Raw genomic sequence first — 21,541 nt, forward strand, 5'->3', positions numbered from 1 at the left:
CTACTTCTTTTCCAGGCGCCGCTGCAATTCCTCGGCCACCGGATAATCGGGATACGCCTGCCGGAACGCCGTCCACTCCTCGTGTGCCAATGCGCCTTCGCCGGCCTTCAAGAGGGCGTCGATCTTCACCAGCCACACGGAAGCGTCGAGCTTTGCGGGCGGCGGCATCGGCGCGGAGCGGGCCGCGACGGGCGCGGGCTTGGCCAGCGCGCGCTGCATGCTGGCCTCGGCCTGCATGGCGGCTTGCGGCTCCATCGCCTGATGCATGTCCGTGGGTGGCGGCGGTGGCGGCGATGCTGCCAGTTCAGCCGTCGGCGCTGACTTGGCTACCGCCATGGCGCGCGGTGCAGGCGCAGGCGCCGGTGCCTGCGCGGGTGGACTGGAGACGACTGCCTGCGGCACCGGCGCCGCGGCAGGCATCACTTCCTGCGTGACCGGTTCCCCGACCACGGGAAATTGCGCCGGCTTCGAGCCGAACCAGTCCACGCCGATCAGGTTGACCGTCAACAGCACGGCCGCGGCCAGTCCCAGCGGAACGCGCCAGCGCTGCAGGTAGTCCGGTGCTTGCTTGGCGGGCAAGGTGCGCAGCACGCCATCGGCGCTGTCGTTCGCGGCCGCCGGCTGCTGCAAGGCTCTTTCCGCATCCGCCAGAATGACCGTATCGAGCGCGCTGGAAGGCGCGGGCTGCGGCAGGCTGGCCAGCAGCGCGTTCAATTCCTCGTCGTGCCGTTCGTCGTTATCTTGATTGTGCGTATTCATGCCTGTCCTCCCGCGCCAGCGGCGCTGTCCAAGCCCGCGCGCAACTTCTGCATGGCGTAGCGCAGCCGGCTCTTGACGGTTTCCGCTTCCGCCCCCGTCACCACGGCGATCTCGAGAATGCTCATGCCGCTGAACTGCTGCAGCACCAGCGCTTCCTTTTGCTCGGCCGGCAGCGCGGCGATGGCCGCATGCAGCAACGCGTGCTGCTGTTTCTGCTCCAGCGATTGCAGCGGCGATGCCCCCTCGTCCATCAGTTCGCCCACGTCGTCGTGTTCCTGTCCTTCCCGCTGGCGCAGCAGGTCGATCAGGCGGTTGCGCGCGATCTGGTACAGATAGGTGCGAAACGCGGCCTGCGGCTGGTAGCCGGCGCGCGCCGCATGCAGGCTGGCCCACGCATCCTGCACGATCTCGTCCACCCACGCGCGGCGCGGCGCGCGCCAGGCCACGAAGCGGTACAGTCCCAGGCTATGGCGCCGGTACAATTCGCGAAACGACGGCAGGTCGCCGGCGCTATAACGCAGCATCAGGTCTTCATCCGTCGCGGTAATGAGGGTGTCGGGCATGCGAAGCAGTGTAGCCGAACTACGCGGCAGCGCCAATTTCCCTGCTCCTTCAGCGTAAAGCGGATGCAATGGGCGCATAGCTGATGCGGCGCACTTCGCGGACCTGCCCTTCCCTAAGCGCTCCTTCCACCAGTTCATAGCCGAGCAGGGCGAAGACCCGCCCCTGCAGGAACAGGGGGCGCGCATTGCCATACCAGTCCACGCAGGACGCGCGGCAGCCGTCGTCCGGGGGCTGACCGGGCCGCGCCGCCAGCGCGCCCAGTTCCGTCAATTGCAAGCCGCTGTTGCGCAGGTACAGCACGGAAGCCGATGACTTGTTCAAGCCTGGCCGTTCGTCCGCGCCCAGGATGGGCAAGCCGATCATGCCCTCGCCGGCCGCTTGCGGCTTGTAGAAAAAGCCGTGGCTGCGCGATTCGCCCTGCGCCGCATCGGCGCGGATATAGCGCGTGGCAACCGCCGCCTGCGCTCCCAGGCGAATGCTGCTGAAGTGCAGATCCCGTCCCTGCGCGCCGATCACCACGGCGTCATCGCCCAGCGCCTCGATGCGTTCCACGCCGCGCGGCAGGGACAGGGCTTGCACGCTGCCCCCATCGGCCCAGCGTACGGCATACAGGGGCTGGCGCGGCCAGGCCTGGTCAGCCTTGCGGCGTCCGGGATTGCCCGGATTGCCGTACAACAGATACGGTCCCACATAGCGGTTTTGCAGCCCGTAGCCGCCACCACCGGGCAGCGCCTTGTAGCTGCTGGCGGGCGCACTGTCGCGGCCATCGGAAAACGACGCCAATGGCACGCGCAGCAGCGCCATGTCACCCCGGCCACGCGTGCCATCCCACATGGCGTCGCCCTGGCCTTCGGCGCGCAGCAGGACGTTCAGGTGGCCATCCGCGCTTTCCAGGAACGAGAACTGGTCGACGGGTGCGCCGGCCACCTTCAGTGCGCTGGGTGCGCTGCCATCGAGGGGGATGCGGAACAGGCCAGAATCGCTGCCCCGGCGCGTCGTCCACACGTACACGGATTCGCCCGAGACGTAGAATACGCGGCCCTGCGGTCCCATCACGGCGGTCGCTTCGCAGCGCATGTCGCGCTGCGCCAGGTCGCACACGGTGACCGTGTGCAGGGCCAGACTGGTACCCGGTTCCGGTTCTTCGTCGGTGCGGTAGATGCGCGTGGCCGGAGCGATGCGCTTGAAGTCCGATGGCACGGCGTCGGGACGCCAGCGGCGCAGCGCGGGAAAGCCGCCGAACGGGTCGCCACGGCGCAGGTTCAGCGACAAGGGAGAGTAAAACACCAGCTTGCTGCCGATCAAACGGCTCGCGTAATTGCGCGACGAATAATAGTCGTTGGAGCGCAAGTGATAGGTGGCGCGGTAGGCCAGCTTGCCGTCCGCATCGATGTCGAACAGGCCGATCTCCGTGCCGCCACGGCTGTAGCTGTAGCCGATCACCACCACCGTATCGCCATCGATCAGCATCTCGTCATACCAGCTGCCCGACGGGTCGCTGCCCGGCGCGAACGCGTCGAGCGAGGCGACGGGCTGCAGGGCCTTGCCGCCCACCTGCACGGTGAACAGCTTGCCGCGCCTGAGCATCACCAGGTGCTTACCATGCAGCTTGACGATGCCGCCTTCGTCCACGCCTGTCGTCTGCACATTGGTGACGGATTCCGCCGCTTCTGCAGACGCTGCCGGCGCGGCTTTCGCCACCATCGGCGCAGGCGGTGGCGCCGACATGTACTGCGCCGTGGCGCCCTGCAGTTTCTGCTGTTCCCTTTGCAGTGCCGCCTGGCGCGCCTGCAACTGCTGCAGGTAGCTGCTCAAGGCCTGCTCGCTGGTAAACGGCGCCAGGGTCTTGCGCGGCGCCGTGCCGGCGGCGTGGCAGCCCGCCGACAGCAGCAGGGACAGTATCAATGTGATCTTGAGGGCGCTGGACATCGCTTCTTCTCCGGTTGGCTGGGGTGTCCAACATGAAACGCAGCGGCGGAGAAAAAGGGGTTAAATGCGCGTAAAAATATTCAGGAAGCCAGCGCCCTATTCAAATCCGCGAATCCGGTCGCCATTGAAATTCGGCAGGCGCCACTCGAAGTGCAACGCCAGGAAACGGAACAGGAAACCGGCGCCGATGGATGCCAGTTGCGCCACGGAGCTGTCGACCTTGAAGTACAGCAGACCGACATACAGGCTGCCCGTAAACAGGGCCACGGTGGCATACACTTCACGCTGCAGCACGAGGGGAATCTGGTTGCACAGGATGTCGCGCAGCAGGCCGCCGAAGACGCCCGTGATCATCCCCGCCAGCACGACGATGGCCGGATGCATCTTGGCCGACATGGCGATGTCGCAACCGATCACGCAAAACGCCACCAGGCCCAGTCCATCGACCAGCAGGAAGACGGCGCGCAGATGGTGCAGGTAGCGCGCGACAAAGGCCGTAACGACGGCCGCGCCGATGGTAAACAGCAGGTACTCGGGATGCGCGATCCAGCCCAGCGGATAGTGCCCCAGCAGCACGTCGCGCACCGTGCCGCCGCCGAGCGCCGTGACGGTGCCGATCATGCAGATGCCGAACAAATCCATGCCGCGCCGCATGCCCATGATGGCGCCGGACATCGCTTCGGCGACAATCGCCACCAGGTAAATCGTATATAACAGCATGCTCTTACTCTTCCGAAAATGATTTGAGAATTTGTTCGCGTTCGCGCGCTTCGCTCAGGGTGCGCGCCTCGTTCGTGCCCGTGCTGGAGCCGCCGTTGCCAGCGTCACCGTGCGCCATGCGCGTATCCGCACCCAGGCTGCCGCAGCTGACGCTGCTGTGGATAAAGGCAAAGTTATCCTTCAGGCAGTCGCCGGCCAGGTATTCGGCATACACGTAATCACCGTCGAGCAGGGACAGGCCTGCCGGTTCGGCCAGCACCTGCTCGCGGCGGCCCTGTACGGCCACCTGCATGTAATCGCGCCAGACGGGCAGCGCCAGGGTGCCGCCGGTGGCGTTACCCAAGCTTTTCGGCTGGTCGTAGCCGAGCCAGACGACGGAGACGAGGCCCGAGGAATAGCCGGCGAACCAGGCGTCGTAGGCGTTGTTGGAGGTGCCCGTCTTGCCGGCCGCGTCGCCGCGTCCCAGCGCCAGCGCGCCACGGCCCGTGCCGCTCTTGACGACGTCGCGCAGCATGCTGTCCATGACGTAGGCGTTGCGCGTGGAGATCACTTGCGTACCCAGCACCGGTTCTCCCTTGGCGCGTGGCGCCGCATCGCTGAACAGCACTTCTCCGCTGCGGCTGCGCACTTCCTTGATCAATTTCGGCGGCATCTGCATGCCGCCATTGGCAAACACGGCATACGATTGCGCCAGCTGCAGCGGCGTGACGGCACCCGCGCCCAGCGCCAGCGGTAGCGAGACGGGATTGCGCGCGCTCTCGAAACCGAAGCGCGTGGCGTAGTGCTGCACATAGCCTGGACCGGCCGCCTGCATCAGGCTGACGGCCACCAGGTTTTTCGAGCGCACGAGGCCCCGCCGCACGCTGATGAAGCCTTCATAGTTGTTGCCGTAATTGCGCGGACGCCACGGCTGCGCGCCCGTCTCCTGCGGCAGCAGCAGGCGCTGCGTATCATCCACGGCCGTGCCGGGGAAATATCCCTTTTCCAGCGCCGCCGAGTACACGAAGGGCTTGAAGCTGGAACCGGGCTGGCGGTAGGCTTGCATGGCGTGGTTGTAGTGGTTGCGGTAGAAATCGAAGCCGCCCGCCATGGCGACGATTTCGCCGCTGTGCGCCTCGACGGAAATGAGCGCGCCTTCCATCTCGGGCAGCTGGCTCACCAGCCAGCGGTTCTTGGCCGCGTCGTGCACCACGCGGATCACGCTGCCCTCGACGATGGCGCGCTTGCCATCCCACTGCAGCTTGCCGCCCAGGCGCGCGTCCGATGCCGTCAGCACGATCTCGTCGCCATTGCGCAGCTGCGCCTTGACCTGGCGCACACCGGTACTCTCCACCTTGCGCACCAGCGCGGCGCGCAATTCGCCGCTGTCCGGATAGGCAGCCAGCTGGCGCGCCACGCTGTCTGCGGAAGCGGCCAGGCGCGCTTCCGGGCCACGGTAGCCGCGCCGCGCCTGCGCATTCAATAGCCCATCGCGCAGCGACTTGTCGGCCGCGCGCTGCGGCGCCATGCGGATGGTGGTCGTCACGTCCAGGCCCATGCTGTAGGCGCCCTCGGGATAGCTTTGCAGGATCAATTGGCGCGCTTCTTCGACCGCATACGCGGCCGCATGCACGGAGCTGTTGCGGTCCTTGTTCAGGGCCAGTTTTTCCGCCACCGCTGCATCGTATTCGGCTGGCGTGATGTAACCGAGTTCGCGCATGCGCTGCAGGATGTAGTGCTGGCGCACGGTGGCGCGCTGCGGATTGGCGACAGGGTTGTAGGCGGATGGAGCCTTCGGCAAGCCGGCCAGCATGGCCGCTTCGGCAATGCTGACGTCGGCCAGCGGCTTGTCGAAATAGATGTTCGAGGCAGCGGAAAAACCGTAGGAGCGTTCGCCCAGGTAAATCTGGTTCATATACAGTTCCAGCAGCTTGTCCTTGCCATAGTGCTGTTCCAGCTTGTAGGCGAGCAGCATCTCCGTCAGCTTGCGCTGCACGGTCTTTTCGCGCGACAGGAAGAAGTCGCGCGCCACCTGCATGGTGATGGTGCTGGCGCCCTGCGCATGGTGGCCCGTGACGACATTGGCGAGCGTGGCGCGCGTGAGGCCATAGAAATCGACGGCGCCGTGTTCGTAGAAGCGCGCATCCTCGATGGCCAGCAGGGCCTGGCGCATGCGCAGGGGGATCTCATTCAAGGGCAGGAATTCGCGGCGCTCTTCGCCGTATTCGGCCAGCAGCTCGCCTTCGCTGGAGAAAATGCGCAGCGGCAGCGCGGGCTTGTACTGGGCCAGGTGCTCGACGGCGGGCAAATCCTGCCACGCCTGGCGCAGCCACCAGCCGCCCGCCATGGCTGCGGACAAGCCCAGGCCCAGAGTCAGTCCCAGGCCGAATTTCAGCTTGCGCGCCAGCTTGGATGGCGGCTTGCGCGCCGTGGCGCCGTCTTTGCCGCTGTCTTGCGAGCTGTCTTGCGCCGTATCTTGCGTTTCCATATTGTCATTCCTTTGCTGCCAGGAGGCCGCACGCTGGCGCGCGGCACTCCATCAAAGAGGTATTGTGCACTGCAACACACCTATCCTTATAAAAAGTAAGTATTATTTAGTATTGATAAATTTTTCTTATGTTAGGCGCGCACCATGGACCTCAATCCCAAGCACACGGAAGCGTTCCGCGCCGTCGTCGAAACGGGCAGCTTCGAGCAGGCGGCGCTGCGGCTGCATCTGACGTCGCCCGCCATTTCGCAGCGGGTGCGGGCGCTGGAAAGCCAGCTGGGCAACGCCCTGATCGTGCGCAGCCGTCCCGCGCGCGCCACGCGCATGGGCCAGCGGCTGATGCAGTATCTGAAGCGGGCCAAGCTGCTGGAAGCGGACTTGCAGGCGGAACTGGCGGTGCAGCAGGATGCCCCGCTGACCCTGGTGCTGGCGCTGAACGCGGACTCGATGGGCACCTGGTTCTTCCCGGCCCTGTCCGAGGTGCTGATACGCGAGCGCGTGCTGCTGGACTTGACCGTGGAAGACCAGGACCACACCTACACCTTGCTGGAAACGGGCATGGCGATCGGCTGCATCAGCACGGAGCCCAAGCCCATGCGCGGCTGCACGGCCGAGCCGCTGGGCGTGATGCGCTACTGGCTGGTGGCCACGCCAGCGTTCCGCCAGCAGTGGTTCGCGCACGGGCTGACGCGCAAGGCAGCGCGCACGGCGCCCGTCGTCGCCTACACGCGCAAGGACACGCTGCAATCGTCGTTCCTGCAAGAGGCGCTGGGCTTGCCCGAAGGGGCCTACCCCTGCCATTACGTGCCGGGCGCCACCTCGCACTTCAACGCCATCCGCTACGGCCTCGGTTACGGCATGGTGCCCGAGCTGTTACTGAAGGCAAATACGGACGGTGAGCTGGTGGAAATGCTCACGCCCAAGACCCCGGCCGACGTGGCCCTGTACTGGCATACGTGGAAGGTGCAGTCGCCGCGCCTGGAGCAGCTGTCGCGGCAAATCGTCGCGGCGGCACGCAGCATGCTGAAATAGCTATCGCTGCATGCCCCAGCGCTTGAGAGTCACGCGTTCCAGGCTGCGAAAGCCGATGTTTTCCACCAGCAGACCGATGACGATGACGGCGGCCAGGCCGGCGAACACCTTGTCCGTGTAAAGCTCGTTGCGGTTCTGGAAGATGTACCAGCCCAGGCCGCCCTGTCCCGACGTGGTGCCAAATACCAGCTCGGCCGCGATCAGGGTGCGCCAGGCAAACGCCCAGCCAATCTTGAGGCCGGAGACAATCGAGGGCAAGGCGCCGGGCACGAGGATGTGCAGCACCAGGCGCAAGCCGTTCAAGCCGTAATTGCGGCCCGCCATGCGCAGGGTGTCGGGCACGCCCTGGAAGCCCGCATACGTGTTCAGGGCCAGCGGCCACATCACGGAATGGACGATGACAAAGATCAAACTGGCGCGCCCCAGGCCAAACCACAGCAAGGCCAGCGGCAGCAAGGCGATGGCCGGCAAGGGATTCAACATGGCCGTCAGGGTTTCCAGCACGTCGCGCCCGATGCGGCTGGACACGGCCAGCAAAGTCAGCACGAAGGCGGCCAGCACGCCCACGGCATAGCCCTGCAGCAAGACGACGAGGGATGCGGCCGTACGCGTGAGCAATTCACCACTGGCGATGCCGCCGATGAATGCCTGCGCCGTCTGCAGAAAACTGGGCAACAATAAATCATTGTGCGTCCAGCGCGCCGCGCCTTCCCACAGCAGGGCCAGGCTGAGCAAAATCAAGGCCTTGCGCCATAGCGCATGCTGGCCCAGGCGCTGCCAGCGCGACAGCGGCCGCTCGACGGTGACGCCGGCCGGCGGCAGCGCCGCATAGACGAATTCCTGGCGGATCGGCGGTTCCAGCAGCGCGCTCATACGGCCTCCCTGTGCGCAGTCTGTGCTGGTAGGACGGCAACGGTCTCCTCATCGAACAGCAAACCATGGATGCGGCTGCTGGCAGCCTGGAATTCCGCGCTGCCGGCGCTGTGCAGGCCGAACTGGTGGCTGTTGAGTTCGGCGCGCACCCGGCCCGGATGCGGCGACAGCAGCAGGATGCGGTTGCCCACGACCAAGGCTTCCTCGATCGAATGCGTGACGAACACGAGCGTAAAACGCAGCTCTTCCCACAAGCGGCTCAGTTCTTCCTGCATCTTGCGCCGCGTCAAGGCATCGAGAGCGGCAAACGGCTCGTCCATCAACAGCACTTCCGGCTGCATGGCCAGGGCGCGGGCGATGGCCACCCGCTGCTTCATGCCGCCCGACAAGGTATGCGGATGGGCATCCTCGAAACCGGCCAGGCCCACCTTGGCGATCCAGTGATGGGCACGCTCGCGGGCCGCCATCTTGTCCAGCCGCTTGCTGGCAAGCAAGGGGAACAGGACGTTTTCCAGCACCGTTTTCCATGGCGGCAACTGGTCGAATTCCTGGAACACGACGACACGGTCCGGCCCCGGTTTCTGGATGGGCTGGCCGTGCATGGCGATGCTGCCCGCGCGCGGCGCGATGAAGCCGGCCACGGCTTTCAGCAAGGACGATTTGCCGCAGCCGGATGGCCCCAGCAGCACAAAACGGTCGCCGCGGAACACGTCGAAACTGACGTCATGCGTGGCGCGCACGGTGCGCTGTTCCGTGCGGTATTCCAGGCTGACATTCTTGACGCTGAGCAAAGGCTGTAAGGCGACTGGCGGACGTACCAGGTGAAAAGCGGGTGCGTTCATGTCAGCCTCCTTGCGTAATGGCAGGGTCGTCAAAGAAGTAGTCGCGCCAGCTGTCAGGCAGGTTGCGGATGGCGTTCACGCGGTGCAAAAATTGCGCCAGGCCATGGGTGTTTTGCGGCGCGATCTTGAATTGCACTTGCGGATTCGCAAAGATTTTCAGCAGCAAATTGCGGTCCACCTTACTCTTGTTGACCTTGATATAGATGTCGGCGGCGCCTTGCGGATTGCTGCTCGCATACTGCGCCGCTTCCGCCAAGGCGGCGATGAAGGCGCGGTAAGTCTTTGGATTGTCCTTGCGGTACTTTTCCGTCGCATACAGCAGGGTCGACGAGCTGGGCCCGCCTTGCACGTCGTACGAGTTCAGGATGATGTGGGCGTTCGGGTTTTGCGCCAGTTCCTGTTCCTGGAACGGCGAATTGCCGAAGTGGCCGGTCAGCTCCGTGCCGCCGGCGATGATGGCGGCCGCCGCGTCAGGGTGCGGCAGGGTTTGCGTGATCTTATCGAGGCGGGCGAATTCCTTGTCGCCCCACTGCTTCGCCACCGCCATCTGCAAGATGCGCGCCTGCACGGAAACGGACACGGCGGGCAAGGCGATGCGGTCCTTGTCCGTCAAGTCCGCCAGGGTTTTCACCTTGGGGTTGTTGCTGATCAAATAGTAGGGAAAATTGCCCAGCGAAGCCACGCCGCGTACGTTCTGCCTTCCCTTGGTGCGGTCCCAGATGGTCAGCAGCGGCCCCAGCCCAGCCCCCGCGATATCGATATTGCCCGACAACAAAGCGTCATTGATGGCCGGCCCGCCGGACAGGGTGATCCACTCGACCTTGACATCGACGCCCTGCTGTTTGCCATGCTTTTCGATCAGCTTTTGTTCCTGCGCAATATTGAGCAGCAAGAAGGTGATGCCATGCTGGCCCGCGATGCGGATCTGCCCTTCAGCCCGGGCCATGGGCATGGCCATGCACAGCAGGGCGATGGCGGCGAGCAGGCGGCGGGCAAAGCTAAAGATCGGCAACATGGACACTCCTTGAGTCAGATCAACAATCAAAAAATCAGTAAGGCGCATCGCCTTCGATGGTGGTGCGATACAACTTGCGGCGCTGGTCGGGCGGGCAGCCCGTCGCCAGGTGCATCAGCGAGCGGTTGTCCCAGAACACCAGGTCGTACGGCTGCCAGCGGTGCACATATAAATGCTCCGGGCGTACGCTGTGGGCAAACAGTTCATCGAGCAGGGCACGGCTTTCATCGTCGGGCAAGCCGACGATACGCGTGGTGAAATGCTCGCTGACGAACAGGGCGCGGCGCCCCGTTTCCGGGTGCACGCGCACGGCGGGGTGCGTCACGGGTTTGACTTCATCGACCTGCGCCTGCGTCAGGGCGGGCCGCCATGGGTTGCGGCGGCGCAATTCCTCGTACTGATTCAAATAGCTGTGCTCGGCGCGGGCGCCGCGCACGGCGTGGCGCAGCGCGGCCGGCAAGCTTTCCCACGCCAGGTGCATATTCGCAAACACGGTATCGCCTCCGTCCTGCGGCAATTCTTGCGCGTGCAACATGGAACCGAGGCTGGGCACTTCCTTGTACGACAGGTCGGAATGCCAGAAATGGCCCGCGTCGCCCAGGCCGATGGGCTGGCCAGCCTCGACGATGTTCGAGATGATCAGCACTTCCGGCTGCGTGGGCAGCTGGAACTGGCGCAGCACGTGGATTTGCAGGGGGCCGAAGCGGCGGCTGAAATCGACTTGCTGCTGCGGCGTGATGCGCTGGTCGCGGAACACCAGCACGTGATGGTCGAGGTGGGCGTGGTGCAGGCGCTGGAAGTCGCCCAGCGACAGCGGCTGCGCCAGGTCCAGCCCCAGCACTTGCGCGCCGAGCGGCGCATCGAAAGTCTCGATACGGAACGGGCTGGAAGAAAACGCGGGTTTCAGGACGGCCGACATGGGAACTCGACTAGAGTCAGGGGAAGTCCACTGTATGCCGGCCAGCCTTGCTTGCAAACGAAGCATTTACTATATGGATATGCGCGGCGCGTTGCGCCACGCTGCCACAGCGGCTGTCACGAATTGGCACAGCAGTACCGGCCTTGCCCGGGAATGGCGCTAGCACGCAACTTGCTTATCTACCAAGCTTTAACCCTAGCCCCGGGAAAGCCATGCCCATCTACGCCCTGCTGCTCGCCTTGCTGTTTACCGTTCCCGTCCATGCCCAGGATAGCCAGGGTGAAAGTGATCTCAGCTACAAAGCCTATGTGCACAGCGACAAGCGCATCAAGTGTTTGTACGGCTATGCGGCCGACAAGACGGGCGACCATGCGGCCGCCGTCGCCATCTTTGAGGATTGCATCCGGCGCTGGAACGATGTGTATTCGATGATTTGGCTGGCCCAGCTGTATGAAACGGGCATCGGTGTGACCAAGAACCTGGCGCAGGCGACGGCGCTGATGCGGCGCGGCGCGCATACGAATGATGACGCCGCCTACGCGCGGCTGGCGCGCTACCACTATGGCGTGGCGCTGGCCGAAGGCCGGGGCACGCCGCAGGACATTCCCCAGGCCAAGACCTGGCTGCGCCAGGCGGCGCAAGAGGGCGTGCGGGAGGCGGCCGACTACCTGGGCCGCCTGGAAGGCGCGGCACCTTAGCGCCGCGCCAGCATTGCTGGCTTACGCCGTTGCTTCGTAACGGGCCAGGCGGGCCGCCATGCGCGGCGCCAGTTCGTGGCCTGCCTTGACGGTCACTTCCAGGTCGTTCAGCAAGCCATCCTTCAAGCCATAGACCCAGCCATGGACGCTGAGTTCCTGACCGCGTTCCCACGCATCTTGCACGATGGTGGTCTGGCACACGTTCAAGACTTGTTCCACCACGTTCAGTTCGCACAAGCGGTCGCCCCGCTGGCGGCTGGTCAGCACGTCGCCCAGGTAGCGCTCATGCTTCTGGCCCACGTCCTGGACGTGGCGCAGCCAGTTGTCGACCAGGCCGATGCGCGTGCCCGTCATGGCCGCATGCACGCCCTTGCAGCCGTAATGGCCGACGATGATGACATGTTTGACTTTCAGCACGTCCACGGCAAATTGCAGGACAGACAGGCAATTGAGGTCGGAATGCACGACCACGTTGGCAATATTACGGTGCACAAACACGTCGCCAGGCGCCATGCCCAGCAGTTCGTTGGCGGGCACGCGGCTGTCGGAGCAGCCGATCCACAGGTATTCGGGCGACGTTTGCGCTTCCAGATTCTTGAAGAAGTTCGGGTCTTTCGCCACCATCGAGTCGGCCCAGCGGCGGTTACGCTGCAGCAGTTCCGCCAGGGCCAGGCCATTTTTCGGTTCGGTCATATCGCTCCCATTGTGTGCGTACGACTGAGTTGGCGGCAGATCGCGCTCATAGGCCGGCGATGCGCGCATATTTCTCAGTCGCGGTGAAAAAAACGCCGGGATGTTTCAGCATCCCGGCGCATGGTATTACGTGTGCTTACTCAAAAAAATCCTTGACCTTGTCTTTCCAGGTCTTGCTTTGCGGACTGTGCTTGGCACCGCCCTCGGTCGTCGACTTTTCAAAGTCGCGCAGCAGGTCTTTCTGTTTTTCCGTCAGTTTCACCGGTGTTTCGATGGCCACGTGGCAGAACAGGTCGCCCGCGTAACCGGAGCGCACGCCCTTGATACCCTTGCCTTTCAGGCGGAAGGTTTTACCTGACTGGGTGCCTTCGGGAATCGTGAACGACACTTTGCCGTTCAGCGTCGGCACTTCGATTTCGCCGCCCAGGGCCGCCTTGGTGAACGAAATCGGCATTTCGCAATGCAAGTCGTCGCCTTCGCGCTGGAACACGGCGTGCGGCTTGATGTGGATTTCCACATACAGGTCGCCCGACGGACCGCCATTCGTGCCCGGTTCGCCGTTGCCGGACGAACGGATACGCATGCCGTTGTCGATACCGACTGGAATTTTCACTTCCAGGGTCTTGTTGCGCTTGATGCGACCGGCACCGCCGCATGGCGTGCACGGGTCAGTGATGACCTTGCCGCTGCCATGGCATTTCGGGCAGGTTTGCTGGATGCTGAAGAAACCTTGCTGCATGCGCACCTGGCCGTGGCCACCACAAGTACCGCAGGTGGTGGGCGAGGTGCCCGGCTTGGCGCCGCTGCCGTGGCAAGTGTCGCACTTATCCCAGCTCGGCACGCGGATGGTCGTGTCGAAGCCGTGAGCAGCTTGCTCCAGTGTAATTTCCAGGTTGTAGCGCAAGTCGGCGCCACGGTACACCTGTGGACCAGCATTGCGGCTGCGTCCACCGCCACCGCCAAAGATGTCGCCGAAGATATCGCCGAAGCTGTCGGCAAAGCCGCCAGCACCGCCGCCGAAGCCGCCACCGCCGCCCATGTTCGGATCCACGCCAGCGTGACCGTAACGGTCATACGCATCGCGCTTTTCCGGATTGGTCAGCATCTCGTAGGCTTCTTTGACTTCCTTAAACTTTTCTTCCGATTCCTTGCTATCCGGATTGCGGTCCGGATGGTATTTCATCGCCAGTTTACGGTAAGACTTTTTGATCTCTTCTTCCGAAGCATTTTTTGCGACACCGAGTGTCTCGTAAAAATCACGCTTTGCCATGTTGTCGGCACCTTGCAGTCTATCTACTGATGTAAAAATTACACGAAAAAGCCGAGTCGAGTGCTGCGCTAGGCGCAGCGACTCGGCTCGGCCGGTCTTCGCGGCTAATCCCGCGATGTAGCGTTCAGCCCGGCTACCCCCAGTTCATGGGAGCGCAAGACAATTACTTGCTGTCTTTGACTTCTTTGAAGTCAGCGTCAACAACGTCGTCTTGCTTGGCGCCTGCGTCCGATGCGCCAGCAGCTTGCTGTGCACCTTCCGCGCCGCCGGCAGCTTGCTGCGCTTGCATGTCGGCATACATTTTTTCGCCCAGTTTCTGCGATGCGCTCGACAGTGCTTCCACCTTGGCGTCGATCTCAGCCTTGTCGCCCGCCTTGATGCTTGCTTCCAGGTCGGTGATCGCCGCTTCGATCTTCTCTTTCTCGCCCGCATCGAGCTTGTCGCCGTATTCGGTCAAGGATTTCCGGGTCGAGTGTACCAGAGCATCGGCCTGGTTGCGCGACTCGGCCAATTCTTTGACCTTCTTGTCTTCTTCCGCGTTCAACTCGGCGTCTTTCACCATCTTCTGGATTTCAGCCTCGGTCAAGCCGGAATTGGCCTTGATCGTGATCTTGTTTTCCTTGCCGGTGGCCTTGTCTTTCGCGCCGACATGCAAGATGCCGTTGGCGTCGATGTCGAAGGTCACTTCGATCTGTGGCGTGCCGCGCGATGCTGGCGGGATGCCTTCCAGATTGAATTCGCCCAGACCCTTGTTGCCGGCGGCGATTTCGCGCTCACCCTGGAAGACCTTGATGGTCACCGCAGGCTGGTTGTCGTCGGCCGTCGAGAAGACCTGGCTGAACTTGGTCGGAATCGTCGTGTTTTTGTGGATCATCTTGGTCATCACGCCGCCCAGGGTTTCGATACCCAGGGACAGAGGGGTGACGTCCAGCAACAGCAAATCCTTGCGTTCGCCCGACAGGACCGAACCTTGAATCGCTGCGCCCACGGCGACGGCTTCGTCCGGGTTCACGTCCTTGCGTGGATCCTTGCCGAAGAATTCCTTCACTTTTTCCTGTACCTTCGGCATACGCGTCATACCGCCGACCAGGATGATGTCATCGATGTCCGACACTTTCACGCCAGCATCTTTGATAGCGGTACGGCATGGTTCCATCGTGGCCGTGATCAGCTCTTCCACCAGCGATTCCAACTTGGCGCGGGTCATCTTCAGGTTCAAGTGGACCGGTGCGCCGTTCGCCATGGCGATGTACGGCTCGTTGATCTCGGTTTGTTGCGACGACGACAATTCGATCTTCGCGCGCTCGGCCGAAGCCTTGATGCGCTGCAGGGCGATCGGATCTTTTTTCAGGTCGATGCCGTTGATCTTCTTGAACTCGTCGATGATGTAATCGATGACGCGCTGGTCGAAGTCTTCGCCGCCCAGGAAGGTGTCGCCGTTGGTCGACAGCACTTCAAATTGTTTCTCGCCATCAACATCCGCGATTTCGATGATCGACACGTCGAACGTACCGCCACCCAAGTCATACACGGCGATTTTACGGTCGCCTTTTTCGGTCTTGTCCAGGCCGAACGCCAGCGCTGCCGCGGTTGGCTCGTTGATGATGCGCTTGACGTCCAGGCCAGCGATACGGCCGGCATCCTTGGTAGCTTGACGCTGCGAGTCGTTGAAGTACGCAGGCACGGTGATGACGGCTTCGGTGACTTCTTCACCGAGGTAGTCTTCTGCCGTTTTCTTCATCTTGCGCAGGACTTCAGCCGAAATTTGCGGCGGCGCCAGTTTTTTGTCGCGTACGCCGATCCATGCATCGCCGTTGTCGGCTTTCATGATTTGGTACGGCATCAGCGCGATGTCTTTTTGCACTTCTTTTTCGTCGAACTTGCGACCGATCAAACGCTTGACTGCGTACAGCGTGTTTTTCGGATTGGTCACAGCCTGGCGTTTCGCCGGCGCGCCGACGAGAATTTCGCCATCTTCTTGATAAGCAATAATCGACGGCGTCGTGCGTGCGCCTTCAGCGTTTTCGATTACCTTTGGTTGACCGTTTTCCATGATGGAAACGCAGGAATTCGTGGTTCCCAGATCGATACCGATAATTCTACCCATGATTTTTTTCCTTTTATTTGCTAGATTTCAGATGGTTCTTATATGTGGCAAAGCGGCATGGTTTCAAGGCTTGCTTGATGCCGCCCTCTGATTATTTTGCTTGCGCGGTCGTTACAATGGCTGGACGCAGCAGGCGGTCCGCAATCATATAGCCCTTTTGCAGGACTGACACGATGGTATTGGCTTCCTGGTCCGCTGGCACCACGGCAACAGCCTGGTGTTTCATCGGATCGAGCTTCTCGCCCTGCACCGGCAACACTTCCACCAGGCGGTTGCGCTCGAACGCGGCGTTCAGTTGCTTCAGGGTCATCTCGACGCCTTCTTTCAGCGAGTCGATGGTCGGTGCTTCCACCGTCAGCGCCGTTTCCAGGCTGTCTTTCACCGGCACCATGGCTTCGGCAAAGCTTTCCACTGCGAATTTATGCGCTTTAGCAACATCTTCCTGCGCGCGGCGGCGGATATTTTCGCCATCGGCCTTGGCACGCATGAAGGCATCGTGCATCTCTGCAAGACGCGCTTCGGTACTCGCCAGCTGCTCTTCCAAAGTAGGCTCTGCGGGAGTCGATGGGGCAGTCGCCGCGGCGTCCGCTTGCGGATTAGGTACAGCTTGGTTTTCCTGATCTTGCATCTGAAAAGCTCCTACAATCAATGACTTAAATGAGTTAGTCTAACTATCTTTACAACACTAACGGGCAGATGGGGCTATATCCTATTGTTTCAAGGGGTATGCATGGCAAAACCGGAATTACAGCGATCCATGTTACAGCTTATTACAAAGCACTTCCCATTTCAGGCAGCGATCCGTGCGCGCCCCCTTGATTTTCCAGGCTTCCCACGGCAAAGCGGGCATTCTACCAGCCCCGCCGCAGCCATCGCCACTGGCGATGTTGCTATTCGGAAAACCCCTTGGCTGCGCCAGACATGACAAAGCCGCGCAAGCGCGGCTTTTTATTGTCAAAAAATAATTTCCTTTAATTCGACGCGCCCAGGGCCAGGGCCGCCGTGCGCGCCTGCTCGCCCGCCTTCTTGTCCGCTTCGCGCTGCGCCGCCGTCTTCATCGTCGGCCAGCCAATCATGTGCTGTTCGGCAATTTCCGCCAGGCCCGCGATCCAGGCTGGCGTTTCGTTCAGGCAAGCGATGTAATGAAATTGCTGGCCGCCTGCCGCTTCGAAGTCATGCTTGGCTTCCATGGCAATCTCTTCCAGGGTTTCCAGGCAATCGCTGGTAAAGCCCGGACACAGCAGGTCGACGCGCTTGACACCCTGTTGCGCCAGCGCCACGAGGGTGGGCGCCGTGTACGGCTGCAGCCATTCAGCCTTGCCAAAGCGCGACTGGAAGGTCACCACGTATTGATCTTTGCTCAACTTCAACTTTTCCGCCAGCAAGCGCGCCGTTTTCAGACATTGGCAGTGGTAGGGATCGCCGAGCAGCAAGGTACGCTTGGGCACGCCATGAAAGCTCATCACCAGTTTTTCGGGACGGCCATGCGCTTCCCAATGGTTCAGCACGGAATCGCGCAAGGCGTCGATATACGTGTCGTGCTCGTGATACTGCTTGATAAAGCGCAATTCCGGCACATTGCGCACCGTGGCGTAATGGGCAAACACGGCGTCGTAGATGGAACCCGTCGTCGTGCCCGAGTATTGCGGATAGGCAGGCAGGATGGCGATACGCTCGCAGCCTTCGCTTTTCAGCCTGGCCAGCACTTCGGGCAGCGAAGGCGAACCGTAGCGCATGGCCATGGCGACGGTGACGCCGTCGTGCCCCCGCTCGGCCAAGGCGCCGGCCAGCAATTTCGCCTGCTTTTGCGTGTGCACTTTCAGGGGCGAACCGTCGCGCGTCCAGATCGATGCGTATTTCTTGGCCGACTGGCCGGAGCGGAAAGGCAAAATGATCAGGTTCAAAATGAACCACCAGACGAGACGGGGAATCTCCACCACGCGCGGGTCGGACAAAAATTGCTTCAGGTAGCGCCGCACGGCCGACGAGGTCGGCGCATCGGGCGTGCCCAGGTTGACCAGCACCACGGCGCTGCGGTCGATACTGCCATGCGTGTACGGCGGTTCTGTTTGAAATGACATGAAAGCTCTTCGAAGGCGTTGGATGGATTAGCCGACCATTATAGTTACATTGCGTCAACATCGGGAAAGATGGAAAGGAACGGCATAAGGCTAACTGCCATTCTCGCCAGACCGGTTTACGCTAACAACGCCTAACAAAACCGTAGCGAGCGGCAGCGAGGCTCGGCGCCCCCGTTGGCCCGAGCAGCGCAGCTGTGCGAAGCATGGGGCCGCCGAGGCAGTGAGCATCGCAGGCCGCGACCCGCGACGCGCAGTAGGTTTGGTTAGGTGTACTAGATAGCCAGCAATTCGCGCGCATGCTTGCGCGTGGTGGCCGTGATTTCCAGGCCGCCCAGCATGCGCGCCACTTCTTCCACCCGGGCCTTGGCGTCGAGCATGTCGATGCGCGACGCCGTCTTGCCATTGTCCAGGGTGCTTTTTGCCACCTGGAAATGCTGATTCGCCTGGCTGGCCACTTGCGGCAAGTGGGTTACGCACAGCACTTGCCGTCCCTGCCCCAGGCGTTTCAACAGCCGCCCCACCACTTCAGCGACGGCGCCGCCGATACCGCTGTCGACCTCGTCGAAGATCAGGGTCGGCGTGGTGGTGGCGTGCGAGGTGATGACGGAGATGGCCAGCGCGATGCGCGCCAGTTCGCCGCCGGACGCGACTTTCGCCAGCGAGCGGGGCGCCGTGCCCGCATGGCCGGCGACGAGAAACTCCACTTGTTCGAGCCCGTGGGCGGCCGGTTCGCACGGGTGCAGGGCGATTTCAAAGCTGCCACCCGTCATGCTCAGTTCCTGCATGGCGCGCGTGACGGCATGGCCCAGTTCCAGGGCGGCGGCGCGCCGCGTGTTTGATAACCGTTCGGCAACGGCGCGGTATTCCGCCTCGATCTTCGCTTCCTGGCGCAGCAAGCCCTCGATGTCGGAGGCGTCGGCAAGATGCTGCAGCTTTTCCGACAGCTTCGCGTGTTCCTCAGGCAACTCTTCCGGCGTGACGCGGAATTTGCGCGCCGTGCTGTGCATGGCTTCCATGCGCGCGTCGAGCTGGTGCAAGCGCTCCGGGTCCAGTTCGACCCGGTCCAGGTAATTGTTCAGCGCGTACACGGATTCCTGTAATTGAATGCGCGACGATTCGATCAGGTCGACAATCGGTTGCAATTCCGCATCGACGGACACCAGCTTGCCCAGCTTCTGGTTCAGGCCCGACAGTTGCGACACGATCGGATGGTCTTCCTGCTCAGAAATGATGGACAAGGCTTCCTGCGCCCCTTCCAGCAGGCTGGCCGCGTGCGACAGGCGGCTGTGCTCGTTCGTGATCTCCGTCCATTCGCCGGGCTTGGCGGCCAGTTTTTCCAATTCTCCCACTTGCCATTCCAGGCGTTCGCGCTCGTACAGCACGTTGGCGGCATTCGTTTCGAATTCCTCGCGCTGGCGCACGAGGGCGCGCCAGCGCTTGTGCAGGGCCGCCACTTGCCGCGCATCCTGCTCCGCGCCCGCTTCGCGCGCCGTCGCCTGGCCGTCGAGCAAGGCGCGCTGCGCCTCGCTTTTCAGCAAGGACTGGTGCGCATGCTGGCCGTGGATGTCGACCAGCATGTCGCCCAGCTCGCGCAGCTGCGCGGCCGTGGCGGGGATGCCGTTGATATACGCTTTCGAGCGGCCCGCGTTGTCGATTACGCGGCGCAACAGGGCGCCGCCCTCGTCGTTGGCGAACTCATTGGCCACCAGCCACGCTTGCGCCACCTCGCTGACGGAAAAATCGGCCGTGATGTCGGCCTTGGCCGCGCCTTCGCGCACCACGCTGGCGTCGCCGCGCCCGCCCAGCGCCAGGGTCAGCGCATCGATGAGGATGGACTTGCCGGCGCCCGTCTCCCCCGTCAGCACGCTGAAGCCGGCGGAAAATTCCAGTTCAATGGTATCGACAATGACAAAATCGCGAATGGACAGTGTATGGAGCATGGCTTCTGTGGTTGGGCGGCGCACCGCGGGTTGACGTGGAGAAAATGTTAGCTGAGCTTGCCCTCGCCAGACGGGTACTCATTCCAGTGCAATTTTTCACGCAGGGTGTTGTAGTAACTCCACCCTTCCGGATGCAGGAAGGTAATCGCATGTGGCGAACGGCGGATGAGGATGCGGTCTTGCTGCACCAGGCTGGCAAAGGTCTGCATGTCGAAATTGACGCTGATATCGCGCCCGCGCACGATTTCCACGACGATCTGGCTGGAATCGGGCAAGACGATGGGGCGGTTCGACAACGCATGCGGGGCGATCGGCACGAGCACGATGCCGCCCAGGGTCGGATGCAGCAGGGGGCCGCCGGCCGACAGCGAGTATGCGGTCGAGCCCGTAGGCGTGGAAATGATCAAGCCATCCGAGCGCTGGTTGTACATGAAGTGGCCATCGACCTCGACGCGCAATTCGGCCATACCGGCGCCGCCGCCGCGCGAGACGACGACATCGTTGACGGCCATGCCCACATGTATCGACTCGCCGTCACGCAGCACGCTGCCTTCAAGCAAGGTGCGGCGTTCGGCCTTGAAGCGGCCGCCGAGAATTTGCGCCAGCACGGGCAGCATGCGCTCGAGCGGAATATCCGTCATGAAACCCAAACGCCCCTGATTGATACCGATCAAAGGTACGTCGAATGGCGCCAACTGGCGCGCAATGCCCAGCATGGTGCCGTCGCCGCCCATGACAATGGCGCAATCGGCGGCGGCGCCGATCTCGGCCGGCGACATGGCGCGCACGCCGGGAAACGCCAGGTTCAGGTGCGCGGCCGTCTCCGCCTCAAAGACCACCGTGTGGCCCAGCACTTGCAGGAAATCGACGATGCTTTTCACGGGCTCGGCAATGCCATCCGTATTCTGGCGCACGACCAGGGCGATGGTCTTGGCGCCCAGGTTGAAGCGCTCGCCCGGGGCTGGCAAGGTCGCGGCTGGCTGTTCGGCGTGTGTATCGACAGGCATAAGAGTCTCGGTAGTGAATTCGGTGGCAAACCGCCCCAGGCTGTCGCATCGCACGCCGGCATCGCATAATACTGTATATATGCACAGTATAGTGCGGCTGCCGCGTGCCTGCAAGGGGCGTTCTTGGTGTTGCACGCAGTGTAGCGCAGAAAAAGAATCGTCCATGCGTGCGCCAGCGCTCCCTGCCCGGACAAATCCGCTTGCGGGCAGCCCGGCGCGGCAGGACACTGATGGCACATCATTTTTACTGTCAGGAGGCCATATGGCTACCCAGCCAAGCGAACGCAAGATCAATACCGAGGAAAAAGTCAGCAATGACGGCGTCGACCGCCTGCCGCACGAGCGCGACGAATCGCCCGATGCGCAAAACGTGCGCCCGCGCAAGATCATGCAGCAGGCAGCCAGCGACCTGGAGCAAGGCCTGGTCGATACGGACCGGCGTGCCCAGCCCGGCGTGGAAAAGGTCAAGCCGGCCGAACCGAAACAGGCACGCCCCGACGCAGAACTGGAACCAAAGAAGGCGCGCTGAGTCGAACCGTCATGGGCCGCGCATGCTCCCACAGTGTGACGCAACGAACGGAAGCGGCAAGCCCCGGCGCGCATGATGGACGCTCGAACCACGCAA

General features: G+C 62.6%; 19 protein-coding genes. 3 read left to right on the top strand and 16 right to left on the bottom strand.

Going from position 1 to position 21,541, the window contains the following annotated elements:
* The 5 genes from O0879_RS16945 to O0879_RS16965 all read right to left on the bottom strand — a co-directional run bounded on the left by O0879_RS16945 (position 1) and on the right by O0879_RS16965 (position 6,439).
* On the bottom strand, positions 1-759 hold the full coding sequence (locus tag O0879_RS16945) for a hypothetical protein (protein ID WP_289917618.1): 759 nt from the start codon (positions 757-759) through the stop codon (positions 1-3).
* Positions 756-1,322: a sigma-70 family RNA polymerase sigma factor gene (locus O0879_RS16950; RefSeq protein ID WP_289917619.1), complete on the bottom strand. Its 567-nt coding sequence runs from the start codon at positions 1,320-1,322 to the stop codon at positions 756-758. Before O0879_RS16950 ends, O0879_RS16945 begins: the two co-directional genes overlap by 4 nt.
* A 49-nt stretch (positions 1,323-1,371) precedes the next feature.
* The gene (locus O0879_RS16955; RefSeq protein ID WP_289917621.1) at positions 1,372-3,252 is read right to left on the bottom strand and encodes a beta-propeller domain-containing protein; all 1,881 of its coding nucleotides are present in this window, start codon (positions 3,250-3,252) and stop codon (positions 1,372-1,374) included.
* 96 nt (positions 3,253-3,348) lie between these two features.
* The gene (locus O0879_RS16960; RefSeq protein ID WP_099376350.1) at positions 3,349-3,972 is read right to left on the bottom strand and encodes a trimeric intracellular cation channel family protein; all 624 of its coding nucleotides are present in this window, start codon (positions 3,970-3,972) and stop codon (positions 3,349-3,351) included.
* 4 nt (positions 3,973-3,976) lie between these two features.
* Positions 3,977-6,439, bottom strand: coding sequence for a PBP1A family penicillin-binding protein (locus O0879_RS16965; protein ID WP_289917624.1), 2,463 nt, complete (start codon positions 6,437-6,439; stop codon positions 3,977-3,979).
* A 144-nt stretch (positions 6,440-6,583) separates the two neighbouring features.
* On the opposite strand from O0879_RS16965, the gene O0879_RS16970 reads away from it, so the two are divergent.
* Entirely contained in the window at positions 6,584-7,471 is an 888-nt protein-coding gene (locus O0879_RS16970; protein WP_099666334.1) for an HTH-type transcriptional regulator ArgP, read from the top strand.
* Here the strand turns inward: O0879_RS16970 and O0879_RS16975 are convergent, their stop codons facing one another.
* The 4 genes from O0879_RS16975 to O0879_RS16990 all read right to left on the bottom strand — a co-directional run bounded on the left by O0879_RS16975 (position 7,472) and on the right by O0879_RS16990 (position 11,120).
* Positions 7,472-8,344 carry an ABC transporter permease gene (locus tag O0879_RS16975; RefSeq protein ID WP_289917626.1) on the bottom strand — a complete coding sequence of 291 codons (873 nt, stop codon included), beginning with the start codon at positions 8,342-8,344 and terminating at the stop codon, positions 7,472-7,474. It abuts the gene before it with no gap.
* Entirely contained in the window at positions 8,341-9,186 is an 846-nt protein-coding gene (locus tag O0879_RS16980) for an ABC transporter ATP-binding protein (RefSeq protein WP_289917627.1), read from the bottom strand. Before O0879_RS16980 ends, O0879_RS16975 begins: the two co-directional genes overlap by 4 nt.
* A 1-nt stretch (position 9,187) precedes the next feature.
* Positions 9,188-10,144 (bottom strand): ABC transporter substrate-binding protein, encoded by a 957-nt coding sequence (locus O0879_RS16985; protein ID WP_257219071.1) that lies wholly within the window; start codon positions 10,142-10,144, stop codon positions 9,188-9,190.
* 91 nt (positions 10,145-10,235) lie between these two features.
* The gene (locus tag O0879_RS16990; protein WP_289917629.1) at positions 10,236-11,120 is read right to left on the bottom strand and encodes a TauD/TfdA family dioxygenase; all 885 of its coding nucleotides are present in this window, start codon (positions 11,118-11,120) and stop codon (positions 10,236-10,238) included.
* 212 nt (positions 11,121-11,332) lie between these two features.
* Between O0879_RS16990 and O0879_RS16995 the strand changes: the two genes are divergently transcribed.
* Complete coding sequence (locus tag O0879_RS16995; RefSeq protein ID WP_289917630.1) at positions 11,333-11,818, top strand: sel1 repeat family protein; 486 nt, start codon at positions 11,333-11,335, stop codon at positions 11,816-11,818.
* Between the two features lie 21 nt (positions 11,819-11,839).
* Here O0879_RS16995 and can read toward each other — a convergent pair whose 3' ends face one another.
* The 7 genes from can to O0879_RS17030 all read right to left on the bottom strand — a co-directional run bounded on the left by can (position 11,840) and on the right by O0879_RS17030 (position 20,916).
* Entirely contained in the window at positions 11,840-12,511 is a 672-nt protein-coding gene (can, locus tag O0879_RS17000; protein WP_099666328.1) for a carbonate dehydratase, read from the bottom strand.
* 136 nt (positions 12,512-12,647) lie between these two features.
* Positions 12,648-13,781, bottom strand: a complete 1,134-nt coding sequence (gene dnaJ, locus O0879_RS17005) for a molecular chaperone DnaJ (protein ID WP_034745985.1) — start codon at positions 13,779-13,781, stop codon at positions 12,648-12,650.
* A gap of 163 nt (positions 13,782-13,944) precedes the next feature.
* Positions 13,945-15,888, bottom strand: coding sequence for a molecular chaperone DnaK (gene dnaK, locus O0879_RS17010; RefSeq protein WP_070290878.1), 1,944 nt, complete (start codon positions 15,886-15,888; stop codon positions 13,945-13,947).
* 91 nt (positions 15,889-15,979) lie between these two features.
* Positions 15,980-16,516 carry a nucleotide exchange factor GrpE gene (gene grpE / locus O0879_RS17015; RefSeq protein WP_077408717.1) on the bottom strand — a complete coding sequence of 179 codons (537 nt, stop codon included), beginning with the start codon at positions 16,514-16,516 and terminating at the stop codon, positions 15,980-15,982.
* 343 nt (positions 16,517-16,859) lie between these two features.
* Positions 16,860-17,969: a ferrochelatase gene (gene hemH, locus O0879_RS17020; protein ID WP_289900120.1), complete on the bottom strand. Its 1,110-nt coding sequence runs from the start codon at positions 17,967-17,969 to the stop codon at positions 16,860-16,862.
* Positions 17,970-18,241: 272 nt separating this feature from the next.
* Positions 18,242-19,909 carry a DNA repair protein RecN gene (gene recN / locus O0879_RS17025; protein ID WP_289917632.1) on the bottom strand — a complete coding sequence of 556 codons (1,668 nt, stop codon included), beginning with the start codon at positions 19,907-19,909 and terminating at the stop codon, positions 18,242-18,244.
* 47 nt (positions 19,910-19,956) lie between these two features.
* Positions 19,957-20,916 (bottom strand): NAD kinase, encoded by a 960-nt coding sequence (locus O0879_RS17030; RefSeq protein WP_257218838.1) that lies wholly within the window; start codon positions 20,914-20,916, stop codon positions 19,957-19,959.
* A gap of 262 nt (positions 20,917-21,178) precedes the next feature.
* On the opposite strand from O0879_RS17030, the gene O0879_RS17035 reads away from it, so the two are divergent.
* Positions 21,179-21,445, top strand: a complete 267-nt coding sequence (locus tag O0879_RS17035; protein WP_099666324.1) for a hypothetical protein — start codon at positions 21,179-21,181, stop codon at positions 21,443-21,445.
* The last annotated feature ends 96 nt before the right edge of the window (positions 21,446-21,541 follow it).

The sequence above is a fragment of the Janthinobacterium sp. SUN120 genome (assembly GCF_030397735.1).
GTDB lineage: Bacteria > Pseudomonadota > Gammaproteobacteria > Burkholderiales > Burkholderiaceae_D > Janthinobacterium > Janthinobacterium kumbetense.